This is a genomic window from Bradyrhizobium sp. UFLA03-84 (assembly GCF_002289535.1).
GTDB lineage: Bacteria > Pseudomonadota > Alphaproteobacteria > Rhizobiales > Xanthobacteraceae > Bradyrhizobium > Bradyrhizobium viridifuturi.
This window is the reverse complement of record NZ_NSJY01000006.1, coordinates 1-22,671: the sequence shown is the minus strand read 5'-3', so window position 1 is coordinate 22,671 and position 22,671 is coordinate 1. Positions and strand designations below refer to the sequence as shown.

15 protein-coding genes are annotated in these 22,671 nt (G+C 60.8%); 6 read left to right on the top strand and 9 right to left on the bottom strand.

Translation table 11 applies throughout. The features are described 5' to 3' along the window. Positions 1-115: 115 nt before the first annotated feature. Positions 116-451, top strand: coding sequence for a hypothetical protein (locus CK489_RS08250; RefSeq protein WP_198960872.1), 336 nt, complete (start codon positions 116-118; stop codon positions 449-451). 11 nt (positions 452-462) lie between these two features. Here CK489_RS08250 and CK489_RS08245 read toward each other — a convergent pair whose 3' ends face one another. From CK489_RS08245 to CK489_RS08220, 5 genes are read right to left on the bottom strand one after another with little or no spacing between them, the layout of a single operon-like run. Further along, the gene (locus CK489_RS08245; protein ID WP_198960871.1) at positions 463-3,300 is read right to left on the bottom strand and encodes a helicase-related protein; all 2,838 of its coding nucleotides are present in this window, start codon (positions 3,298-3,300) and stop codon (positions 463-465) included. Further along, the gene (locus tag CK489_RS08240) at positions 3,297-5,342 is read right to left on the bottom strand and encodes a phospholipase D-like domain-containing protein (protein WP_095731966.1); all 2,046 of its coding nucleotides are present in this window, start codon (positions 5,340-5,342) and stop codon (positions 3,297-3,299) included. The genes CK489_RS08245 and CK489_RS08240 overlap by 4 nt, the downstream gene beginning before the upstream one ends. After that, entirely contained in the window at positions 5,339-6,655 is a 1,317-nt protein-coding gene (locus CK489_RS40655; protein WP_143278110.1) for a hypothetical protein, read from the bottom strand. The genes CK489_RS08240 and CK489_RS40655 overlap by 4 nt, the downstream gene beginning before the upstream one ends. Positions 6,656-6,661: 6 nt before the next feature. Further along, positions 6,662-9,985 carry a TM0106 family RecB-like putative nuclease gene (locus tag CK489_RS08225; RefSeq protein WP_095731963.1) on the bottom strand — a complete coding sequence of 1,108 codons (3,324 nt, stop codon included), beginning with the start codon at positions 9,983-9,985 and terminating at the stop codon, positions 6,662-6,664. 51 nt (positions 9,986-10,036) lie between these two features. After that, the gene (locus tag CK489_RS08220; RefSeq protein ID WP_095731962.1) at positions 10,037-11,059 is read right to left on the bottom strand and encodes a helix-turn-helix transcriptional regulator; all 1,023 of its coding nucleotides are present in this window, start codon (positions 11,057-11,059) and stop codon (positions 10,037-10,039) included. 101 nt (positions 11,060-11,160) lie between these two features. On the opposite strand from CK489_RS08220, the gene CK489_RS08215 reads away from it, so the two are divergent. The 4 genes from CK489_RS08215 (at position 11,161) to CK489_RS08200 (ending at position 19,080) form a co-directional block, all read left to right on the top strand. Beyond that, positions 11,161-11,907, top strand: a complete 747-nt coding sequence (locus tag CK489_RS08215; RefSeq protein ID WP_095731961.1) for an E2/UBC family protein — start codon at positions 11,161-11,163, stop codon at positions 11,905-11,907. After that, positions 11,904-13,292: a ThiF family adenylyltransferase gene (locus tag CK489_RS08210; RefSeq protein ID WP_095731960.1), complete on the top strand. Its 1,389-nt coding sequence runs from the start codon at positions 11,904-11,906 to the stop codon at positions 13,290-13,292. Before CK489_RS08215 ends, CK489_RS08210 begins: the two co-directional genes overlap by 4 nt. After that, complete coding sequence (locus tag CK489_RS08205) at positions 13,289-13,624, top strand: ubiquitination-like system serine protease family protein (protein WP_095731959.1); 336 nt, start codon at positions 13,289-13,291, stop codon at positions 13,622-13,624. Before CK489_RS08210 ends, CK489_RS08205 begins: the two co-directional genes overlap by 4 nt. Positions 13,625-13,776: 152 nt before the next feature. Then, positions 13,777-19,080 carry a sacsin N-terminal ATP-binding-like domain-containing protein gene (locus tag CK489_RS08200; protein WP_095731958.1) on the top strand — a complete coding sequence of 1,768 codons (5,304 nt, stop codon included), beginning with the start codon at positions 13,777-13,779 and terminating at the stop codon, positions 19,078-19,080. Positions 19,081-19,147: 67 nt separating this feature from the next. On the opposite strand, the gene CK489_RS08195 is transcribed toward CK489_RS08200, so the two are convergent. The 3 genes from CK489_RS08195 to CK489_RS41270 all read right to left on the bottom strand — a co-directional run bounded on the left by CK489_RS08195 (position 19,148) and on the right by CK489_RS41270 (position 20,638). Continuing rightward, the gene (locus tag CK489_RS08195; RefSeq protein ID WP_095731957.1) at positions 19,148-19,948 is read right to left on the bottom strand and encodes a PP2C family protein-serine/threonine phosphatase; all 801 of its coding nucleotides are present in this window, start codon (positions 19,946-19,948) and stop codon (positions 19,148-19,150) included. 101 nt (positions 19,949-20,049) lie between these two features. After that, positions 20,050-20,421, bottom strand: a complete 372-nt coding sequence (locus tag CK489_RS08190; RefSeq protein WP_095731956.1) for a DUF4870 family protein — start codon at positions 20,419-20,421, stop codon at positions 20,050-20,052. A 43-nt stretch (positions 20,422-20,464) separates the two neighbouring features. Next, the gene (locus CK489_RS41270) at positions 20,465-20,638 is read right to left on the bottom strand and encodes a hypothetical protein (RefSeq protein WP_158226421.1); all 174 of its coding nucleotides are present in this window, start codon (positions 20,636-20,638) and stop codon (positions 20,465-20,467) included. A 132-nt stretch (positions 20,639-20,770) separates the two neighbouring features. Here CK489_RS41270 and CK489_RS08185 point away from each other — a divergent pair, with 132 nt between their 5' ends. Next, a complete protein-coding gene (locus CK489_RS08185) occupies positions 20,771-21,007 on the top strand; it encodes a helix-turn-helix domain-containing protein (protein WP_095731955.1) in 237 nt (78 codons plus the stop codon). Positions 21,008-21,737: 730 nt separating this feature from the next. Here CK489_RS08185 and CK489_RS08180 read toward each other — a convergent pair. Continuing rightward, positions 21,738-22,439, bottom strand: coding sequence for an ATP-dependent DNA ligase (locus tag CK489_RS08180; RefSeq protein WP_095731954.1), 702 nt, complete (start codon positions 22,437-22,439; stop codon positions 21,738-21,740). Positions 22,440-22,671 lie beyond the last annotated feature (232 nt).

Here is a 22,671-nt window from a genome sequence, read left to right as displayed (position 1 = left end):
CGCCTGCTAGGTAGTAGGAGCGCTCCATCCATTCGCTCAAGGGCGGGAAGAGCTTTAGTAACCGAGGGCTCGTGCGGTCAAGACGGCTCCGCAGCCGTATCGCCGCTAAGTCAACATGAGCAAGGGGCGGGGTGTCGGGTTCTTCGAGGCGGGAAATTTTCATCCCGACTTCATCCTTTGGCTGATCTCGGGTGGACGGCAATTCGTCGCCTTTGTTGATCCGAAGGGCATTAGGAATATCGGCTTCAACGATCCAAAGATTCAATTCTTCCAGACAATCAAGGATATCGAGCGGCGACTCGGCGATCCGTCGGTTACACTGAGCAGCTTCATTGTTTCAAATACGCCGTCGCACGTGATGCGCCTGCTATGGGCAGTCGACAAACCGGCCATGGAGGCGCGAAACCTGCTAGTTGGCAAGATGATGCAGCGGATAACTTCGACGGCTTAGGCGTAAAACCACTAAGTTGCCTGTTTTGCGCCAGTTGGCGACTCTTCGTGCTTCGGGCCATCGCAAGCGGATCTGACAGACAAGTCGAACGCGAGTGCCTTCGCAGCAGCCATGGGCAGGGGAATTCGCTCGGCAGCCTTCTCTGTGAAAGATTCATCGGTTCGGTAGTCGGCCCCCATCAATACTTGGAACCAGCGCTCCCGATCCATGACGACGCGAAATTGCTTTTCGTCCTGCGTGCCACCGACGTAGGGAAGAAAGACCTCAATAGGCTTGGCGACAGTCTCGGCAATGGCGCCAATCCGATCGACCCGGCCGGTTCGTTGCTCAAGCGTGCTAGGGTTCCAACTCAAATCATGATGGATCACATGGCGGCAGCTCAGGTGGAGATCGACACCCTCGGCGAGAACACTTGAGGCGACGAGGACTTCTGGAAAGAACGGGGTGTTGAAAGCGAGCATCAGCCGTTGACGTGTTTCCTGCTTTACAAGTCCGTTCGCGAGCCGAATGTTCGGCATCACGTTGATGGACTTCATCTGGCTGAGATCGTCGTCTATATCGCGTTGGGTCTCTCCCCGGATTCCCGGCTGCATCCGAACTAGGGCGTCGAGATAGTCGTGACGCTCCCGGGGCGAGCAACGTCGAGCAATAAATTTCAAAAAGCCGTCGATCTTTTCCCCGAGCGCGACACCCGATAGGTCGCGTGTGTCGAAGGCCACCTGCAACGTCTCTTTGCCGGAGCGGGCGCGAATATCGAAGTAGCGGGCGACGAATAGAGGCGTTCGAACGAAGCGGCGGACGACGTCATGAACCTGCTCACGTTCCTCGTCGTTCAATTCAGCATAAAGCGCAAGCCGTCGGGTTAGTTCATCATCCAAAGGCTGGCGCATACCGCCGTCCGTGTCGAAGCGGGCGCCAAAATCGATGACAGCCTTCCGAACATCCGCATATTTGAGCTCAAACTTCTGCGCGGCATCGCTCCAAAGCTGCTTTTCCATTGCCGCGGAGAGATGCCTGACGATAGCGCGACCGGTCTCGCGGTAATGGCAAAAGACTACCACCTTCTCACGGTGCCGCCAGAGATCGAGAACGCGCGTAACCAGTGGAGCAATCTTCGGATGTTGCGCGTAAGCCGCTTCATCAGGAAGCGCAGCGGCGAGCTTCTCGACGTAGCGGCTCACAAACTTGTCGGAGGCAAACGTCTTTGCTGCCTCCTCCTCGTCCTCGTGGACCGGTTCGCCGCGACGCGTCTCCAGAAAAGCTTCGTAGCTTGACGCGAGGCCTTCGGCGAACGTGGCTCGCCCAGCTCGCAAGCCCTCGCGGACGACGATGGCCTGTGCACGCGCGGCCAGAAGGAACGGCAGCAGGGCCTCGTCGCCGACGGGCAGTCCTCCGGAGCCGTCGGGCGACAGAGAGATGGCGCGGCCAACCTGCCGGGAACGTCGTGGCACGCTGGTGTTCGGGAGCACCGGGTCGCGGACATGCCTGATCACCCACTTGCGCAAAGGTGCTTCGGCCTCCTTCATGGCGTTTCGGGCCTGCTCGAAGGCCCTCATGACGATCTGAATGCGTTCCGGTCGGGTTGAGGGATTAGACGCTGTGTCCCGCCACCAATCCTCCACTGATGGCTCGCCGTCGTTCGGGCCGGCGACGTCCTCTGGACGGAGAGAGGACCATCGCTTGTCGAGTTCGGCGGCGCGGTGCTGCGCCCGGTCAAGGGTAGTGCCAAGGGACGCTAGTTCGGTTTCAAACTCCTGCTTCGTGCCTTGGGACAGCGTCTTCCAGGCAACGCCTCGAAAGCGGCCAATGACGTTAAGTAATTCATGGTGCCCAAGTTGAAATGGCGTGGCCGTTAAGAACATCATCCGCTCGAACGAACCCTCCAGAGCCCCGGTGATCGTGCCGGCGTCCTCCCGCGCGTCATCGGTCACAAAGAGGGACGCCAGGCGGGTCGCCGGATTTTTCAGATGATGGGCTTCGTCCAAAATGAGGAGTGGTGAGCGAAACCGCACCTTCGCAAGCGTCGACGGCCACATCGTCCGGAGAGCATCATTGATCGCATGGCGCGCGCGTTCCAGGCGCTCGTCAATGGATACCGACTCCCGCGCTGGAAGATCACGCAGGCAATCACGTAAACCAGCGACGTCGATGTCGCTCGAGTCGAGCACCTTCTGAATGGCTTCGGGAACGGGGGTTTCGGTGAGCTGACGGTCCTTGTAGTGGTCGTTGATGACGTGCCGCCAGTCCCGGTTCGGAATGCGCAGGAGCTTGGCGAAAAGTTCGGGGTCGTTGTAGGAAGATTTGGTTCGCAACAACCCGGCAGCAAATCGAGGCAGAGCACTGCGCTTTTCGCCAAGGTGCATGCCGCTGATCGCGCGCTTGATCAGCGCGAGGCGAACCCACTGGTCGATGTTCTGCACATGGAACGCCCCGTGCTTGAGAAAGATAATCCGAGGGCGGCTTTTCGCCTCGCTATCGATGAGCCGGAAAAAATCTAGAGCCGATGCAACAGGTTCTGCGCGAAGTGACGTGTCCCCGGCACGTTTGATCACGCGCTCCTTGAACACGGCAAAATCACGCGGCCATTTTTCATGAAGGGATGATGGGACCATGATAACGACCGGCCGTTTCCCGCGGTCGGCAAGGGCCGCGATCATGGCGACGCCGAGCGCAACGAACGTCTTGCCCATCCCCACTTCGTCGGCGAGTACGATGCCAGGCTGATGACCGAGCCGCCGCAGTATCTCTACAATAGTTCGATGCTGGCGAAGCGCGTCCGAATCACTGACCCGATCGTTCCTCAGATCGAGGCGCGCTCCGAGATCGGCGGTATCGACGGGCCAGGTCACGAGAGAAGCTCCTCAAAAGAGGACGTGACGTAGTTCCGAAGCCCGGGGGCCGCCGGAGCTTGGCAAGCGAGCTCGTGCAGCGACTGCATGATCGTTGCGACCTCGGAGCGGATTGCGGCGGGCCGGAGCGCCCCTAGCGGTCGCCATGCGACGCTCCGCAAGGTCGCGGCAACTTCAGCAATCATGAATGCAGCGCCTTCGGGGTCTTCGTCGGAGAGGCGCTTCGCCAAGGCGACAGGGCCGATCGGTCCGCGCAAGCGCCAGCGGAGCGCTTCGAGCGAACTGACGGGTTGCTGCAGGCGTTCACGCATGCCCTCAAGCGCCTGCGCAACGCGCCGCATACGGCGCAGGAGAAACTGGCTCGTATCGACTTTCTTATGCGGATCGATTTCGATCGTCGCGCCCGACGGCTTTTGGGTGTCCCGGCGCTGAAGGAGGCGAGGTACGACTTCATGCAGCGGCCGAGCGGACGTCAGGATCTCGATCAGCTCCGCGAGCGAAAGGCTGCCAAGCTCATCGGGAGGCGGCAAAGCCGACATATCGGCAACATTTACGACCCATGGCGCGCTGCAGTCACGCCCTTCGGCATCCTGCCAGCGAACATCCAGCGAAGCGGGCAGTCGTTTCGAGTCCCATGAGATAGTGACCGTGCTGGGACTGCCGCTGCTGATCCAGCTTTGGCTGTCCAGCAGCCCTCCTTGCTCTTTGGACTCGACCGCAAAGATAGGCGGTGCATCGGCGCTAATCTCCAATTCCAGCCGTCCCCCGTGGTCGTCTAGGCAAAAGAGGGCGAGACCGAACGCGACCGGTAGTGGCGGGGTGTCCGAGCTGTCCGCCGAGTCGGGTAATCCGCCGAGAAACTGGATGTCGTCGATGTCGTCGAGTTCATTCTGTTCCGGCCAAGACTGCGCGCAGAGCTTGCCGAAGCGCGATCCGCGATCACGGATGATGTAGGCGAGGTTAAGTTCGATGTTATGGCGCGGATGCAGCCCGAGCCCTGCCGCGGTGAAGTTGCTCGATCCGAGCATGTACAGCGCGCGCTCGTCGCGTTCCAACCAGACGGACTTCGCGTGAAGCGGTCGATCCTGCTCTTTGCCGTCTATCTCGGGGCGCTGCTCGACATACGAGAACGCGTGGTGAAGCGATGAATGCGATGGCGCCGTCAGCGCAGCCGGGGCGTCGATCTGCACGGTTCCGTCCGGCAGAGTTCTTCCCGGCGCGGCAAAATGTAGCCAGCGTTCGCCGCGCGTCGTCAGAAGCGTCGCGAATTCTGCCGCTGTCGCTCCGGCACGTAGGTCCTCGTCAAAGAACGGACTAAGGACCCAGGCCCTATCCGGCCGTGGTCCGATCCATCGAGCGTTGAGTTGCTCAACGACCGTATCGCCTCCCGGAACGAGACCAATGAGGACACATTCGGCTTCATCGCGATCGGCCGGCGGAAGAGCGCGCGCGCGTCGTTGGACCTCTGTCAGAAATCCGGCCAATGCGGCCTGCGGACCGACGTCGGACCGGTCAAAGCCGGGAGCAAAGCTGCGCACGCGATTGAGGAACGCGACACATTCGGTCAGCAGCTCCGGTCCTGGGTTGCCGTCGGGCCCGAATTCGAGGGGGGCCATGATCTCTTGATTGCGACGATAGGCTGGTTCGGTGAGATTGGCGGAGCCGACCAAAATCCGGATGAAGTGCTCCCAAACTAGCAGCGTCACTTTTGCGTGCAACACGCCGCCCCCCGGCAGGGTGACGGGCAACATGTGCCAACGTAGGCTTCGGTCGGGAGCAGCGTGTGCGCTATCGACCAGCACGCAGGCGAAAGATTGCGACAGCTTTTCCTCGCGTTCGATAAGATAGGCTTTCGCCGTTTCGTTGGGATTGCTCTGAATCGACAGGAACCGCGCAAGGCACTGCTCCTCGAAGAGTTCGGCGTCGAACGTAAAACTGGTTGTCACGCAACCAATGGGACGGCCAAAGGCCTCCTCGCCGCCCCACCAATCGAGCAGGCGCGCGCGCGTTTGTTCGGAAGCCGATAGCCGCCGCGCGTTCATCGCAGTGCACCGAGGTCGGAGAGAAATCGTGAGAAGGTGGGAACGCGATATTCGTGCACATAGCCGGCTTTGCCGGTGGGTGGTTCACGCAATGTGTAGCCAGAGCGAAGGACGACCCGTCCGCGCGGGCCGCGTTCGAACCAGGCGCGCTTTCCGTTCGGCGGTTTCTCGCGCTGAACCTGCTCATGATGATGGAGGAGCGCCTCGAAGAGATCGTTCGCTGTTTGCACGTCCTCGAACCGATCGACGGCTTGCGCAATGCCCTTTTCGTCGCGCTCCCATTCGAGGAGTGCCGAGTGCGCGCGGACGCGGCCAAGGCCTGTCTTGAGGAGCGCTAGCGACGACCCAACGGTCTTCGAAGCTGAGAAGGTCTGGGCATCCACTGGTGCGCCGCCATGACTTGACGCGCAATAGCGCAGAGCATCGAACGCATCGGTGATTGCGCGCCCGAACGTCTCATACGCATCAATCGCCGTGAGCAATTGCTCAAGATCGGCGGGCGCTTTGCGAGTTAGTTTGCGAAGAAAGGGTGCCTCCTGATCGCGCCCGCTGACGCCGCCTTGCCCGATCAGCGCGTCTTTCAATCGCGCGACCATTTCGACGTCACCAGCGCGGGACAAAATGCGTTCGATCAGGACCGCTTTTTCGCGTCGACCCGGCGTTCGCGGATCAAGTCGGGTGGCGAGATCGCGCCAAAAATCTCCTGGCTGGTAGGTGGTATGACCCTTTTCCATGCCTTGAGCGACTGCGCGTCGGAGCCGATCGCGAAACGCAGGGCCATTGCCAACCGCCGCATCAAGGAAGCCATCGAGTCCCTGGTCCTTAGCCCACGCGGAAACCAATTCGTAGCCGTCGTCATCGAGCGCGCCATCGTCGGTGATGATGCCGATTCCGTGGGCAAGCCGCCGAAACACGCCGGAGAAGCCGAACGCGGTGGGCGTCTTGAGATAGGCGGTAGCGCATACAGGCCGTTGATGTCGAAGGGCGCGTCGCACTTTTTGGATTCCGGGCATGCCGAGGGTTTCGGAGGGCGAATTCTCGGTTCGGACAAAGGCTTCGACGACAAACCATTCCCATACAAGCCAAGGAGGCGTAACCCCGTCAGTGGCAATGGCGTCCCGGTCCCATTCGTCGCAAACGCGAGCGCCAATCGCCATTGCCGTAACAAAACGCGGATTACCCATTCGCACGGTGACCGCGGGCAATAGCCGATCCGCCAGGCGCTCGTAGCCCGGGTTCAATCCGAGCGGATCAATGCTGCCTTCAGCTTCCTCGGAGGGATCGAATTCGGAACTGAAAGGTGCTCTCAACATGTTGCTCTACTCGACGAATGAGCTCAGCGCGATGGACTCGGCATGGGCGAACAGATTTAGGCGGCGAAGGTCGTCGATTTTTGTCCACGCGCCTTCAAGAAGCTCGGCGCCGTGAACCACGAGGGCTAGACATTGCGCGCGGCTCACAGCCACGTTAAAGCGATTCGGGTTGAACAAGAATTCGGTGCCACGCGGCGCTTCGACGCCCTTCGATGTGGTCATCGAGACGATGACGACCGCGGCCTCCTGCCCCTGAAACTTGTCGACGGTGCCGACTTGCGCGTCCGGCGGCAGGAGCTGCTTCAAGAGATTCACTTGCAGGTTATAGGGTGCCACGATCAGGATATCCGCAAGCGTCAAAGGCGATGCCTTGCCGTCCCGGACGATTTCGTGAGTCTGCAAGTCGCTAACCAATGCGGCGACCGCTTCCGCCTCGGGCCGGCTGGATTGCGTGCAGCCGTCATGCGCGACGGGAACGAAGGAGAGGCCGGCCGAGCGAAGTGCGCTATGCGCGCCGGACCGCAGTCGAAGATAGCGGGTCTTGGTCGAGGGGTGTGCCCCAAGCCGTCCGTCGTAGATCGCGTCGGAAATAAACTCGCAAAGCGCCGGATGCAGGCGGCGGCTCTCATTCAACAAGATGCCGCGGTCGTCCGCTACGGTCGCCCGACCCTCCAAAAGGTACTCAAGACTTGACAGGCCGGTCTCGCCGGGATGCACGCCCTGGACGGGCTGCGGAAGCTGCATCTGATCGCCGACCAGCACGATGTTGGCGGCTGCGGCTCCCATGGCGACGAGATTGCCCAGGGACACCTGTCCTGCCTCATCGATGAACAAATAATCGTAGGTTCCACGCTGATCGTCACGGCAGAAGTGAAACACCGTCCCACCGACGAGACGGTGCTGCGGGGTGACATCCTCCGAGTTAAAGACCGTGACAATATTGGCGCTGGTGTGTTCGGTCTCGGGCTTGTCGTCGTTGCCTTTCTTGGCGCCACGGAAACGAAATCCCGTCTCGGCGGCGCGCTTGTCCACCTCGGCAAGCAGCTTGTTGATCGCCTTGTGCGAGTTCGACGACACGCCGATGCGCTTGCCGGCGCGGAGCAGCGCGACGATCGCTTGCGCCGCCGTATAGGTCTTACCTGTTCCGGGTGGTCCTTGAATAAACAGATAGCTATGGTCGAGGTCGGTGACAGCGCGGATCACAGCCTCGGTCAAAGGCTCGTCCGCGGCGCGGACCGGCGATGCAGCTGTACGACCTCTCAGGCGTGGCGGACGGCGCGTCAAAATGTCGAGCAGTGCTTGATCGTTCTGGATCACACCGCGGGCGAAGCGATCGGTAAACGCCAACACCGCGTCCGGGACGCCTTGCAAATCAATCGGCGCAGGAACCAGACTGAAGCGGTTCGGCATGGCTGGCGCTTTCGCGCCTCGCCGAAGCACGACGCGTCCTTCTTCGGCAGAGATCTCAACAATCGTCCCAGCGTTGCCAATCGTTTCGGCGATCTTTGGTTTGTCCCCAACCTTGAGCTTTGTGTCCTGTGGCGAAAAGAAATACGTCGTGTCGAACGAGCGCTTGACCGGCACCGGCGCCGTGGAGACGTCAAGCTGAAGACCACCGAGGCTTTCGGCATCGTCGACCAGTTCGTCTTCTGACCAAGTTTGCCGCTCGAACAGCGCCCACCATCCGGGTTTCTGCGATCGCTGGTGAAACCACAACAGTTCGGCGACAAGGTCGCGCACGCGCTCATCGCCGTGCGGAGATGCTCGCACCGCCGCCGCAAGAGCCTGCTTGCGGGCTTCGCGCTGGGCGCGCTCGGCCGACTGCTCGCGCTTCCCGGCGGCCGTATCGTCGACAATCTCAAGATTTACGCCAGCCGGACGCAGTTTCTCAAGCCACGCGTGCAGATGCGCGGTCGAAACGCAGTCATCCTTGTTGTAGGAGGCAATCGAATCGAGAATGGCGTTGTCCTTGGTGAGACACCACCGCTCGTATTCGACAATGCTGTCGGACGCCGTCTGCACCTCGCCGCTGCGCTCGCGCCAGTAAAGTGCCTCCAGGTCCTTGATCGAGTAGCTTTCGGTCGACGCGCGTAACGCCTGCACCACGACCCGGTAAAGATCAACGAAACGGCGTTCGCGCAAAAGCTGGTCCAGCTCCGCTTCCATCGTGGCGTATCGCATGGCGAGGCGCTTGAGGGCGGTCGTCTCGTAAGCGGCGTAGTGATAGATGTGCGCGTTGGGATGGCGCCCGACCTGTTCAGTGAGGAGGCGCATCAGAGTTTCAAACGCCAGCTTTTCCTCGGCGGGATTGTGCGCCCAGATCGGGCTGAAGGTCAGATCGCGTTCGCCGCACAAGCGGCCATACACGCCGAAGAGATATTCGAGCCCTTCGCCCGCGAGAGGATCGCCTTCCATGTCAAAGTAGAGATCGCCGTCATCGGGCGCCGGAAGCATCGCAAAGCCGCGCCCGCGCGCGTAGGGCAATAGCTCGAAGCCATGTTGGCCGCTCGCTCGGGCGGCACCCTGAAGGCGCGCCTGCGCCGACAGTTTCGCCAGCGTCTCCGCGCCCATGCCGTCGACCTTGGCGCTCGCCGGGAGCGCCGCCAACTGCGCGAGCGTCGCCACGCCCGACGCTGCGAGCTTGGTGACTTGCGCGCCGCTTACGCCGGCCACGAAGAACGGGCTGTCGGCCTCGCGCCATTCGGACTCGCAGCGCGCCTTGTGGTCGCATTGCGCGCAAGCGGCACAGGGATGCGGCTTGGTGACGTGCTTTTCTTCGGCAACGAACCGCTCAAAGCTGCGCATGAGCCGCCGGAGAATAAATCGCGTGCGCCGCAGATCGAAGGGCACTGGTTCGCCGGCGGCGACGTGGATCACGCCACCCCGCACGGGAATCCCGAACATGTGCTCCAGCAACTCGGCATAGATCCCGAGTTGCAGCAGATATTCGCCTTTAGCTGACCGGGAGAGCTTGGCGTCCTCGGGCTCGAACGTGCCCGGGTCTCCGTTCTGCAAGAGAAAGTCAGGATACCCGACCCAGGCTTCCTTCGTCAGCGCGCCTTGGTAGATGAGCTTCGCACCGCGCGCTATTGCTTCTCGCGTCAGCCGGGTCCGGTCGGTGAGACCGCCACCCGAAGGAATACGTTCGGCGGCACCGAAGCGCTCTTCGAGCCGCGCCAGCACCACGGCCTCATGTTCGAACCCCTTATCACGGATGAGTTGCAGGGTCGCATCCGCGTCTTCGGCGGGCTTGACGCCGGCAAGCCAGAGCGCGGCCTGGTGAGGGCAGCCGAGGTAATCAATGAGGCGTGAGGCGGAAAGCGGATGCATGGTGCGGGAGAATAGAAATGGGGTGCGACAAAAATGGACGTAGGGCTCCGGCTAGGACGCCTTTTTCGAATCGAGGACGTAAGTGAAACGCAAAGGTTCTTCGTGATGCGCCAGGGCGGCGCGCATTTCGGTGGTGATCTGCTGGCGCAAGGAGACCGGCTCGACGATCTCGATCTTGTTGCCCCAGGTAAAGAGGTGCCATGCCAGCTCCAGCATGCCGCTTGCGCGGAAGCGCACGATGATACCGCCTTCGGAATGCTCTTCGACGGTCTGGCTTGAATGAAACCGGTGGTTCTTGAAATCGTCCATGCCGCTCGGCAGCACATGCAAGACCACGTTCTCCTGCTCACCCTCATAATAAGCGAAGGAAGTATTGGCGAAGGCCGCGAGGTCGAAGTCCTCCGGAGGCGCGGCCGCCTCGTCGAGGCATTCAAGCTCTTCGATCCGGTCGAGCCGGTAGTGCTTCGGCTTGGTCGTGCCCGCGTCCGCACCGATCAGATAGTTCATGCGGCCAAAGATAATGCCGAAAGGCACCACATTCCGCGAAGTGCCCGGCTTTGAACCGCCGTGATAGATGAAGCGTAAAAGCTTCATCTCAAGCAGTGCGCGGCGAAGCAGCATCAGGACCGCCGGGTCTTCCGCCGGCCGCGGTCCCGCCTGTACCGCAATCCGCTCGGCACGCAGCAAAGCTTCAACGTCGGTCTCGGTAGCCCTCCGGCGCCCATGCCGCATGGCGGCGCGGATTTTCTTTTCGAGGCTGGCAAGCGACTCCGCGCGCGCGGTCGCTCCAGACTCGCGCAGCTCGGCGACGACGACGCCGAGATCGCTGAGTTCTTCGGTCGTCGGGTCCTGAAAAAACCCATCGAGCCCCTTGGGAATATGGAAGCGCTTCTTCGGGTGATCGGCGATTTCTTCCATCTGCGGAAACACCGTGCGGATGGTGTCCCGCATGCGCTCAACAGTGCGGCGCTCGCATCCTGTCACTTGGCACATCTCGTCCAACGTCAGGCCCTCGGCGCTGCTCGCCAGCGCGCGCGCCAATTCCAGGATGTTCCGTGTCTTGTCGTAGCGCATTGCGTGTACGTCCAAATCTGACGCAGCACGGTAGCAAAGTACAGGCTCGCGGTCACTTCGATCGAAAAGCAACGTTAAAACAGCTAGTTACGGAGAATAAAATGAGCCAAGAGAACCATCCCCATCCGCACGGAGAAGGCGAAGAGCCGAATCGCCACCACCGGGAGGGAGGCAATGGCGATCGTCACGGCGGCCACAAGCATCATCAACCCGATCACGAGGTATGGAAACTGAATGTCCAAGGCGTCATCATCGAGTCGCGGAAGCCTGAGATTGTCGTCCGGGAGGCGATCCAGCAAGCGGGATTCAATCCCGATACGCCTTGGATCATCGTGCTCAAGGTGGCGGGCGAGCCAAAGCGGGAGGTGGATCTCGCCTTTGTTATCGACTTGCGCCACAAGGGCATTGAAAAACTCCGACTGACCCCACGGCAGATCAACAACGGAGAGATGTGCGCGCAACGTCGCATTGATTTCGCGATGCTGCCGCAGGACGAGGCGCTCCTCGACCGGCTCGGCTTCGACTGGGAGACGCTGGTCGATGCCGGCCGCCGCTGGCTGATCATCAGGAACTATCTGCTGCCACGAGGGTATCAGGCCGCGGCGGCGACGATCGGCATCGAGGTGCCGGTCAGCTACCCCGGCGCTCAGCTCGACATGTTCTACTGCCATCCGCCGCTCGCGCTTCCCTCGGGCGCGGCGATCCCGCAGACGCAGCAGATCGAGACGGTCATCGGCTTGCCGTTTCAGAGGTGGTCGCGCCACCGCCAATGGGACCCCGCCCGCGACACGGTCGCGACGCATCTCGCTCTCGTGGACGAGTCGCTGCACCGCGAGGTCGGCCAATGAAGCGGCGTCACACCTTGGTGCTGCCTCAGAAGCTGGCAGACGAACTTCGGGCGCATCTTTTTCCGGGCGACGGGCTCGAAGCCGCCGCGCTGTTGCTTTGCACGGTGACCGGCAAGCGCCGCTCGAAATGGCTGGGACGCGAAGTCATTTGCGTCCCTCATGCAGAGTGTACGCGCTGGTGCGATTTTATCACCTGGCCAGGCGACTATGTGGAGGCGGCGATCGACCGCGCGTCAGCGCGCGGTGACGCCGTGATCGCCGTCCACTCGCATCCGGACGGGCTCTTTGCCTTCTCGAGCGCCGACGACGAAAGCGATCGTGTCTTGATGGACGCGATCCGTCACGGCACCGGCCGCTGTCCTGGTTCGGCGATCATGATCGCGAGCGGGGCGATACGGGCGCGCATCTATGAAGACGATCGCGCGACGCCCGTCGACCTCGTGATGAAAGCCGGAGCCGACATCGAAACATGGTGGAATGACGGGGCGACTGGCTCAGGCCCGTTGAAGCCGGCAATGGCCTTCACGGGCGAAATGCGCGCGTCGCTCAGTCGTCTCAGCGTCTGCGTGATCGGCGTGTCGGGGACCGGCTCGATTGTTGCCGAGCAGCTCGCCCGCCTCGGCGTCGGCGAGATCATTCTCATCGATTTTGACGAGATCGAGGAGCGCAACCTCAACCGCATCTTGAACGCAACGCTCGCCGACATCGGCGCACTAAAGGTCGAGATGTTTGCCGACGCCATCCGCCGCTACCGCTCCGATGGCGAAGTGATCAGCGTGTCGGGTTCCGTCGCTACGCGCGAAGCCGTATTGGCGGCGAGCGAGGCCGATATACTCTTTTCCAGCGTCGACTCCGCAGAGGGCCGCCATATCGCCGACCGGCTCAGCGCCTACTTCGCGATGCCTCTGTTCGATGTCGGCGTTGCGATTCCGACCGAGCCGCTGCCAGGCGGCGGACGCCGCATTGCCGAAGTCTACGGGAGGGTGGATTACGTCTATCCGGGCGGCTCAAGCCTGATGGATCGCGGCGTCTACGACGCGGCGCTTCTCGAAGCGGAGTATCTCGCGCGGATGGCGCCCCACGCGCTCGCAAGGAAGGTAGCGGAAGGGTATTTGCGGGGGATGGCGGAGGAGGCGCCGGGGGTTATCACACTTAACATGCGCGCGGCCTCGGCCTGTGTAATCGAATTGATCGCGCGGCTTTTTCCTTTCCGCGAGTTCGCGAACGAGACGCGGGCTCGTACCATCTTCATGCTCGCCGAAGGCGATGAGGACGTTTTTGCGGAAAGCGAGTTCAGAAATCGGCCTTGCTTTCCGATGTCGGATGGCACGGCCGAGCCTCTCCTCGGGCTGCCGTCGCTGGCGGTGCAACGGAGGGTCGCATGACAACGAAGCCGCTTTGGTGGCGTCGGCTCGTCGCCGCCCTTACGCCACGCCGGAGGCTTAAGATCGTTGATGGCGACATGCTGCCGGAAAAGCTGCCTTTTTTGGCTCTTGTCATGGCTCGCGACGATGGCGACGACTGGTCGGTCGGCATGCGGTGCCCATGCGGCTGCGGCAAGCGTTTGGAAATGATGTTGCTAAGGGGCGTGAAGCCGCGGTGGGACGTTTCCGTCGATTCTCGTGGCCATGTATCGTTGCATCCATCCGTCTGGTTGCGCGAAGGATGTAAGTCGCATTTTTGGGTGCGATCAGGCAAGATCACTTGGTGCGACTGACAGTATCTAGCGCCGAACTGGGTGGCAGGATAAGCGGCTGAGGACCGATGTGGAAAGCGCTTCGGCCGGATTGGCATCTACTTCGTTCGCTTATCTGCCAGCGGCCATTAGCGTTCAGCGACGGTTCGAGAGTTTGGATGTGATGTAAAAATATGGATGACTTGGAAGAATCAGCGGAAGAGTTGGCGGGGCAGCTGGTGGCCTTTCCCGCGTCGTCAACCACGGCCGACACGATAGACGCCTTGACGGGCTCGCTACTGGAGCATGCGCTCGACGCGCACCGTCGTAAGCTCAAGACGTACGAGAGTTTGAAGAACCTTAACGACGTGATCGGCACCCAGTATGGTGACCGTGTTCTCTTCGAGCTTCTACAGAATGCGCACGACGCGCACCGCTTCGACGAGGAGGGCGAGATTGCGATCCGTCTTGTCATCGATGGTCCCGACCGCGGCGAGCTTCTCGTCGCGAACAAGGGTCGTCCATTCACAGCCTCGAATCTGGAGGCGATTCGCAACATTGGAACGAGCGACAAAGAGATTGGTGAGGGTATTGGCAACAAGGGACTAGGCTTCCGCAGCGTTGAGGCGTTGACAGATGATGTCCACATTTTCTCGGCCGGTCCGCGCGCGAGGGTAGATGGGTTCGACGGCTATTGCTTCCGCTTTGCCACGGCCAATGAAATTGAGGATCGACTGACTCACCTTGGTGCATCTACAGAAATAGCGGCTGAAGTTGCTTCAAATGTATCGCGTTATCTCATCCCCGTTACTGCTCGAGAGCAGTCCAAAGAGGTGCGCCAGCTTGCTAAGGAAGGGTACGCCACGGTGGTTGTCCTTCCGCTCGCCACGACTCAGGCGGTCGAGTTGGCCCGCAAGCAGGTGGCCGCCGTCCTCGACTCTCCGGCGCCCGTCTTGCTTTTCCTCGACCGGTTGTCGTCCCTGGAAGCTTCCGTCCTGTTAACCGGGCAGCCGCGCATACGCAGACGACTGACGCGCAAGGTCGCACCGATCGAGGCCACGCTTCCTCAAGGCTTCCAAATGGAGTGCGTGACACTCGACCGGACAAACTCTTTCCTCGTTGTCCGGCAAGTTCTACCCAAGCCAGCGGTCCACGACGCGGTTCGCGCCAGCATCGCTGCCGCTCCCCCGCTGAAGCGTTGGCTTTCCTGGAAGGGGGACGCCGTGGTGTCGGTCGCCGTCCCGCTCGACTCCCCCATACTGACCTCGCCACGGCTGTTCAATTTCCTGCCAATGGACGATCGCGCCGTGTCGCCGATGGCGGGGCATATCGACGCCCCCTTCTTCGCGGACATCGACCGACGTTCGATAAAGCCGGATCTGCCGCTCAATAATTATCTGTTGGAGGCGGCGGCGAAGACTGCCGCGCAAGCTGCGCTATCGATCGTCGATGGTGATCTAAGATTACCGCAGAACGCCGTGATCGATCTTGCTACGTGGTCAGCCCCCCATACGTCGAAGATCATAGAGGCTTTTGCTGCTCTCGAGCGCCCCTTGGCAGATGCCGGAATCTGGCCGGTGGTACCGGGTGGCCCAGCGCGCTGGGTCAGCTTCAATGAACTCTATGCATGGCCTGACGTCCGCACGCATCAGCTAACGCCGGCCAAACTCGCCAGTGTCGCTAGTGCGACGATTCTGTCTCCCACAATCGGCGAGGGGCGGACCATGCGCGTCCGTGCTCTCGCCGCCGCTGTGTCGGTGCCACTTGCACCGAATGCGGACATACTCGCGCAGTGGAGTGAAGCAGTCGCTGCGCATCTAGCCTCGAAAGCTCGGCATTCTCCGCGCAGATGGCGCGACTTTTATGACGACGTCGTCGCGATCTACACGGCCGCCTCACTTCAGCTCTCGGCTCTTGAGGGCAAGAAGCTATTTCCGGACAATAACGACAAGTTGCTCCGCGCCACCGCGGGGGGCCTCGATGGAGTGCCACCGGTGTTCCATCGCATTGGCAAAGAGCGCGGGAGACGCAGCGAGGGACCGCCCAACCCGCCTTCCTCACTTTTCCGGAAGTTCCGCTTCTTAAAGCAATCGATCGAGATTTCCGAGGCTAGTTTGCGTGCCTTCGAAAAGGCGGGTTTGCTAAGGCGTTACGATCCGCTGGAGGTGCTCAGCGGCCTTGAGGGGACCCTTAGTCGCTCGCCGACCGAAAACCAACGGCGCGAAATTTTGATCTGGGCGTATCGGGTCTGGCGAAATGCAGGCGGTAAGGCGGTCGAGGACAGTCTTCGCACCGCAGGCTTGTTCGTTCCTTGTCTCGGGGGGTGGTTCGCCGCGCCCGATACGATCTTATCGGCATCGTGGAGCACGCTTGGCCGAATCCTCGAACAATATCTGCACGAAGCGGCGCCACAGTCTCCGGACGCTAACGATCAAAAGAGCAAGCTAGTCATCAGTTTTGCTGATTGGCCGCGCACCGGATCTGACGACCGGCGGGAGGACTGGTTGCGCTTTCTTGGTTTGCTAGGTGTCCGTGATGGGCTGCAGCCTATCGCCAGCGAGATTCAGCGAGCCGGAACGCCTTCAAATTTTTGGAACGGTCTCTTATTTTGGGGCCTGCCGAAGCTGGGCCTCGATGCTCGTTGGACTGCGCATGCGCGGAAAGAGAGCCTCTCTCATCCATATACCGAGTATCAGCTCCAGGGTGAGGTCTGGCGCTTGCCAGGACAGCTTGAGCACTCGTCGCTGTCCCTCGCAGCAAAGGAGGCGCTTTCCGACCTGATCGTCGCGTATCTTCGCGAGAATGGTGCAGCGCATTTCAGTTTCAGAATCAGTCATTGGCGTGGGTATCAGAGCATCGAGTTGCCAACGGCGCTCCAGGTTTTCCTTCGGGAGGGTTGCTGGCCAGCGAGCGTGCGTCGCGATGAGGCCAGCTTCGAGACGCCTAGTCAGAGTTGGTCGACGACGGCGATGCGCCAGGTGCCGCCCCGCTTTGTCCCGCGATTCTCCGCGGAACCCGGCAGTCGCACCACGCTTCCCGCAATCCTCTTCGACAAACGAATCGGGCTTCGCGACTGGGCTGCGGCTGAGTCCGCCCCTGGTCGCCTCGCTTCCCTCGCCACTGCGCTCTCCGATTTGTCAACAGCGGAGCGGCGTGAGATGCGAGAGCAACTCCGTCGCGCATGGAATGATGTTACCGAGCAGCGGCTGGCGCTCGGGACGTCACTGGTGCTCGTCGTCGAGCGCTCGGGTGGGCTCGAATTGCTTTCGCCCGATCCCGAAGCGCCGCCTGTTGTTCACGTGACCACGGAGCGGCAGGGCTTCGCTGCGCGTGCGCTTGCCGATCGCGGTGAGGCCATCCTCGACGTGGGCGAGACCGACGGAGCGATCGTCCGGGACTTGCTGGTAGCCACCGGGGGTTTTGCGCCAAGGCTCGCCGATTCAGGAGACGTCCAGCTGCAAGTAGACGGACAAACGTACCAACCTAACCCGACTGATCCTCACTTCGCTGCTGGAAGCCTCACGTGGCTGAGCGATGTTGCAATCCTTGCCCACGAATATCTCGGCGATGCACTAGAGCTCCGCACCTTGCGGACCGACGAGCTTGACCACCGCCTACGACAAATACGGCTTAGGCGATGCGAGCGGTTCGCGCTTCTGATCGACGACCAGGAAATAACAGCTCATGACGACGATCGCGTCCAGGCGGTCCCGCACGCCCGGTTTCCCACGTTGTTGGTCACCGGCGACGAGCCGATCAGCGTCGATCTCTTACTTGAGGCTGCACCAGCGATCACCAAGCTAGTGGGCTCGCGCAGAAACACTTTGGAGCCCATGTTAGGACGCCTGGCACGGGAGGGTTACTCGGATGCCTCCGTGGCGCCGAGCGAGGATATGCTCGCGCGCGCAATACGTCGTGACGTCAGCGTTGTCCGGGACCATTTCGCTGCAACTCGCGGAGGCGTCGAGCGACGGGTACGCGCAGTGCTGCCGATCGTCTGCTTTATACGAGGGAGGAGCACTGCCGATAGCCTAACGCAGCGGTACGAGAGGCTCGGCCCAGCGCTGAAGTTACGCGACTGGTTGATCACCGAACTGGGAGCGGAAACCGCAAGCGAAGCCCTTGCAGCGATCGACATCACCGACGACCAAGCCCTGATACGCCGGCGAATGGGCTTCGACTTCCAGGCTTACGGCCGAACCCTTGCCGAGTTAGGCTATCCACCCCTCAACAGCGAGGCGGACTTTCGTCGTCTGTTCGGCGTGTTCATGGCTGAGCTTACGCCCTCGCTAGTTGATCGCGTCCGCCGGAGGTTTGCCGGAAATTGGCGCGAGGGCAAGGACCTCGGGGATTATGTCGCGCTCCGGAAGCTTGAGTTTGTCGCGTTCGACTCAGCATGGCCGATCGAGTATGAAACGATTGACCGAGATTTTGTCGCTGGAATCGCTGCTACCGAAGCTGAGGCCCACCTCGGTCCGGACGACCCATCGATCACGTTGCCTGATTTCGAAACTGTCGTCGCAGCTAATCGAAAACTCATCGCGTCGAACCATGCGCGGCTCGCGAGCCTAATACGCGCCTGGTGTCGAAAGAAGGGGGTTGTTCGGCCCCCGCTGATGGACACGGCGGACCCCCAGCCGGTCGTACGCGCCCTCTATGACAAGGGGCTTGTCGACTTTGAAGCGGCCAGTCGGGAATCTCTTCCCGGTCTACTGGCAATGGTCGAGGCGTGGCCACCTGAGATGCCACAAACCGACGCGATTGAAGGTCTTGAGCTGACCGAGACCGATCTCCAGCACGAAGAGCGCGAGATACACGAGGCGCGTCGCAAGGCGGACGTCGAGAAGCGCACGATCAAGTTTGGCGACCAGCCGCTCGACACCGGTGGAGATAGCTTCGCCGCTCTGTTCGAGCAGCTCGCCGAAGCTGCGCTCGTCCAAGGTTCCGATTGGTTCAATCGAAGCCGGCCACCGCGGCTGGTCGTCCAGGAGCAATCCGGGGGAGAGCGCCGGCACCCGGGTCTAAGCGGTGGGAAAGGCCAAGCTTGGCGCAACCAACCTCCAGAGTCTGTTCGCCAGGCGATGGGGGTCGCTAGCGAATGGCTTGCCCGTGAATATCTTCGCCGGCGTCACCCTAAGGAAATGACCGACGATTGTTGGGTATCCTCGAACCGGGCATCCTTTTGTACCGGCAGCGAGGGAGACGATAGCCTTGGCTATGACTTCCGCATTGAAACCGCCAGACACGAGTATCTCTATGAGGTGAAGTCGGCGCTCGACGAAGGTGGCGAATTCGAATTGAGCGCCCGTGAGCTCGAGATCGCAGGCAGTGCCAGCCTTGAACGCAAGCGACGATTCAGGATCTTGTATGTGCCGTTCGTATTCGACCCCTCCCGCTGGCGTGTTCTGCCGTTGAGTAACCCAGTCAGCGCCGACACTAGGAACAGGTTTCGGATCGTACGGAGCGGCTCGGTACGGTATCGCTTCGAGAAGCGGTGATAGTGGCGACCAGCGCTGATTATCGTGCCAAAGAGGCGTGCGGGAAGGAAGGCCCATTAAGCTTCCTTTATCGGGCCACGCTTCCTGGGCCGTCGCGCGAAAAATCCGTGGTATCCGATCGTTCAGCTAGGCGCGCGATAACAAGTGAGATGTTGTCGCGGCCGCCGGCCCGAAGGACCCGGGGGACCAGGTAGCGGATCGCCATGGTTGGACTGGTAGCTCTGCTCAGTATGTCGCGGATGACGTAATCGGGCACCATGTCCGTCAGTCCATCGCTGCAAAGAAGTAACGCTTCACCGGTTGCAAGCGGCGCGTCGGCAGAAACGTGAGGGTCGATCATTGCGGGGAGTGGGGAACCGCCCAGCGCCTGCGTGAGGGCATGGGACCGGTGGGCGCCAAATTGGTTGCGCTTGGCTCCTGGCACATCGTCCTGGCTGAGCTGCAATAGTTGCCCAGAGCTAAAGAGATAGCAACGGCTGTCGCCTACATTGAATGTGACCAGTTGGTCGGCCCCCAAAACGGCGCCCACGATGGTCGAGCCCATGCCGAGCGCTTCCTCATGCTCGTGCATGAGCCCAAAGAGATGCTGATTGGCTTCCTCGATCACCTCGGCGCAGTAAGCAGGGTCTGAAAGCCGATCAGCAGCTGCGACCAGATAATCGAGGACTGCTCGACTAGCCATCGCGCCCTGCGCGTGACCACCCATGCCGTCCGCGATCATCAGGAGAGCGCAACCGGTCTGTGCCGTGATGACCAACGGTGAGTCCATGTCACCGGTCAGGATACGGTTGCCGATGCCGACGGTGTCCTCGTTGTGCGGACGTACGCGGCCACGGTGGGTAAATGCAGCTATCGTCCAGGTCGGCATTCTTTCGGCCGTTCGATGCGGTTTGCGGAGGTGCGCGCGGGAAATGTCGGCACCTCGCTGCCAGGTACGATAAATGGCGCTGCCCGAGGGAGCTCATAGGCCTAACCGAAGAGCCAGGATCTCGGCTCGGGGATCGGGCGCCGGTCGTGCAGCAGGATAGCCCCTTTGATGATGCGAACCAGGGTCCAAATCGTCCACCACAGCACGATGAGGAATCCGATGTAGAAGTAAAGGAGGGCGAAGCCCACGACGAAATAAAGGAACCCAATCCAGAACGTGCGGATCTGGAATTGGAAGTGACTGAGCCAGACGCCACTCGCGCTGGCCGCCTTCACATGAGCGATGATCAGGCCAATGAGAGTGGTGATGACGGTAAAGAAGCCAAGTGCGTAGAGGGCGTAGACGGCAAAAGCGTAGCCTCGGTCATTGCTCGGGTGAGACTGATGAATAGACGGTTCAGCGGTATCGGTCATCGTTGGCAGCTCTTGGTGCGATATCGGTGGATTTCCACAGGCCTCAGTTACGCTTCTGGCGCTCGGCCAAGATGAGGTAGCCGCCGACTGCCGTGATCAAGAGAGCCATGAAGACGACCGCGACCCGATCCTGCGTGCCGTGGCCAAGAAGCCAGAGGAGCACGCCGCCTCCGGTCAATAGGCACAACGGCCACCATCGCTTCATCAGGTTGTTCATTTGCTTCCTCAGAATGTAAGCTCGGACGTGTGAGATTCAGCCAAAGTGTCGACTAATTGTGCTCTTTTGAATACCGATTTTATCGGTATCTGAAAAGTCGGTTTATGTCTCTAGCCCCCTCCGGGAGGCTGGATGCCAAAGACCGTCACGTCACCGATTCAGAAGAAACTCGCAGCCATGCTGGTCGAGTTCAGGAAGGATGCTGGTCTGCGCCAAGTGGACCTCGCCGAGAAGCTCGGCGTCTATCAGAGCTGGATTACGCACCTGGAGTCCGGTCAGCGACGGATCGATGTAGTCGAGCTCATAGAGTTAGGCCGCATCTTGGAATTTGACCCGGCCGAGGTGATACGAAAGTTGAACAAGCGCTAATTGCTTCCGTAGGGGCACGTAAGGAAAGAGCCCCTTTCGGGGCTCTTTGAGCTTCGCACCTTGCGAGTCATCAGGCTACGTCACGTTTCCAAAGCCCTTCACGTGCCGGTACCCCTAATCGCTGCTCTAGGGAGATTCGCACTAAGCCCAACTCGGGTTCGTTCCAGTGTTTACAATATTTCGGTCCGCCGAGGGGAATGCGTAGGCACACACCGGCGGGCTAGGCCGACAAAGCAGCCTCGTAGTTGCGCTTTACCAACATGTCAGGCGTACTGCTGATGGCGCTTGAGCACGCGCATGTTGCAATGTTCTCCGGTCGCGTACCGGCTAACGGCGACGGGAGAAAGCGGTTCGGCCATCCGTGCAGATAATCGACGGGAAGAGCATCAGAGGCGTTGGTGCCCGGCCGCCGCGGGTACGGGCCGTGGGTATGGATGGCTTCGGTTCGACCGGTTAGAGCAGCGAACGCTGCAGGCGGCAGTCGAGGGGCGGTCCAGTCCGCGCCGTCCTCTCCCTGGACTAATCCTAAAACTGGCCTGGAGAGGGCGGGCTGAGCGTGGGGGGTGTGCGGTAGATGGGCGATAGGTGAGGGTGAATGGCGGGTGGTGAGGGGTGGTGTGAGAGTAGGTGGCAGTGGGCGCAAAAAATATACGGACCTGTCAGTAGTGCGTGCCCTGATTTTTTACGCAATGGTCATAGCGAACGGTCGCGGGGACGGACCTTCACGGGATCAAGCAGTATTATTGATCGACTTGTCCGGGCGCATACGGACGAAGACCGGATGCCGGAAGTTGCCATGGTCTGTCAGCTGCATGCAGGTGACCTCGATGACCTGGCCGATCAGTCGCCCGGCATTGGCTTCAGCCCACAAGACTTCGCGCTCGCTGTCCGTAAAGCCCGCGCCCACGGCACCCCTGGCCGTTGTGACGAAGCCTAGCCGGCCCCGGTGCTTGCCCGTGCCTTCTGAGAATCCGGTGATGAGGACGTCATGGGTTTCGTAAGGCTTGATTTTGATCCAGTCGTCGCCCTGGCGAAGGACGATCCCCTCATAACCAAGTTCGTTGGCGCATTTCAACTGGGCGCGGATGGCCCCGGGAGTGGGATTGCTCAGACTGCCGCAATGAAGGCGTGGATCGAAAGGGGCGAGGCCGTAGAGGTGCTGTCGCGTTATGGAGGGCGTGTCTTGTTTGACACACTTGGTCCGGGTGGCTCGGATCGTGTCTCGGAAATTACTGACGAAGACCTCGCAATCTCTTGGTTGGCCCTCTCGCCAAGGAGGAAGGTTATGCAGGGGCTTGTTCGCTCTGCTCATCCAGCCACGCTCGCCCTGCCAGATCGCACGAACGCCATCTAGCTTCAATGTAACCGCCCAGTCGCCGAAGAGGGAGTTTCCGTTCCACGAACGAGGATTGTTGATCTTCGGGGCAGCCATCGTTCCTCACGCAGATTGTGGCTCTCGCGAATTCAGCCGTGGGATCGCTATGTTGTGTTCGCGCAGCCAATCGATGAGGGGAAGTTGCACCGCGCCGGCCTAGGCCATGCCGGAAATAGCGACGCCATTCTTGAGCTTCCCAATGTCTGTGACGTAAAGGGCGGGAAGGTAAGGTGGGGAGGGGAAGGTAGGGGAAGGTAGGGGAAGGTAGGTGGGCGGAGGTGGATGGCGG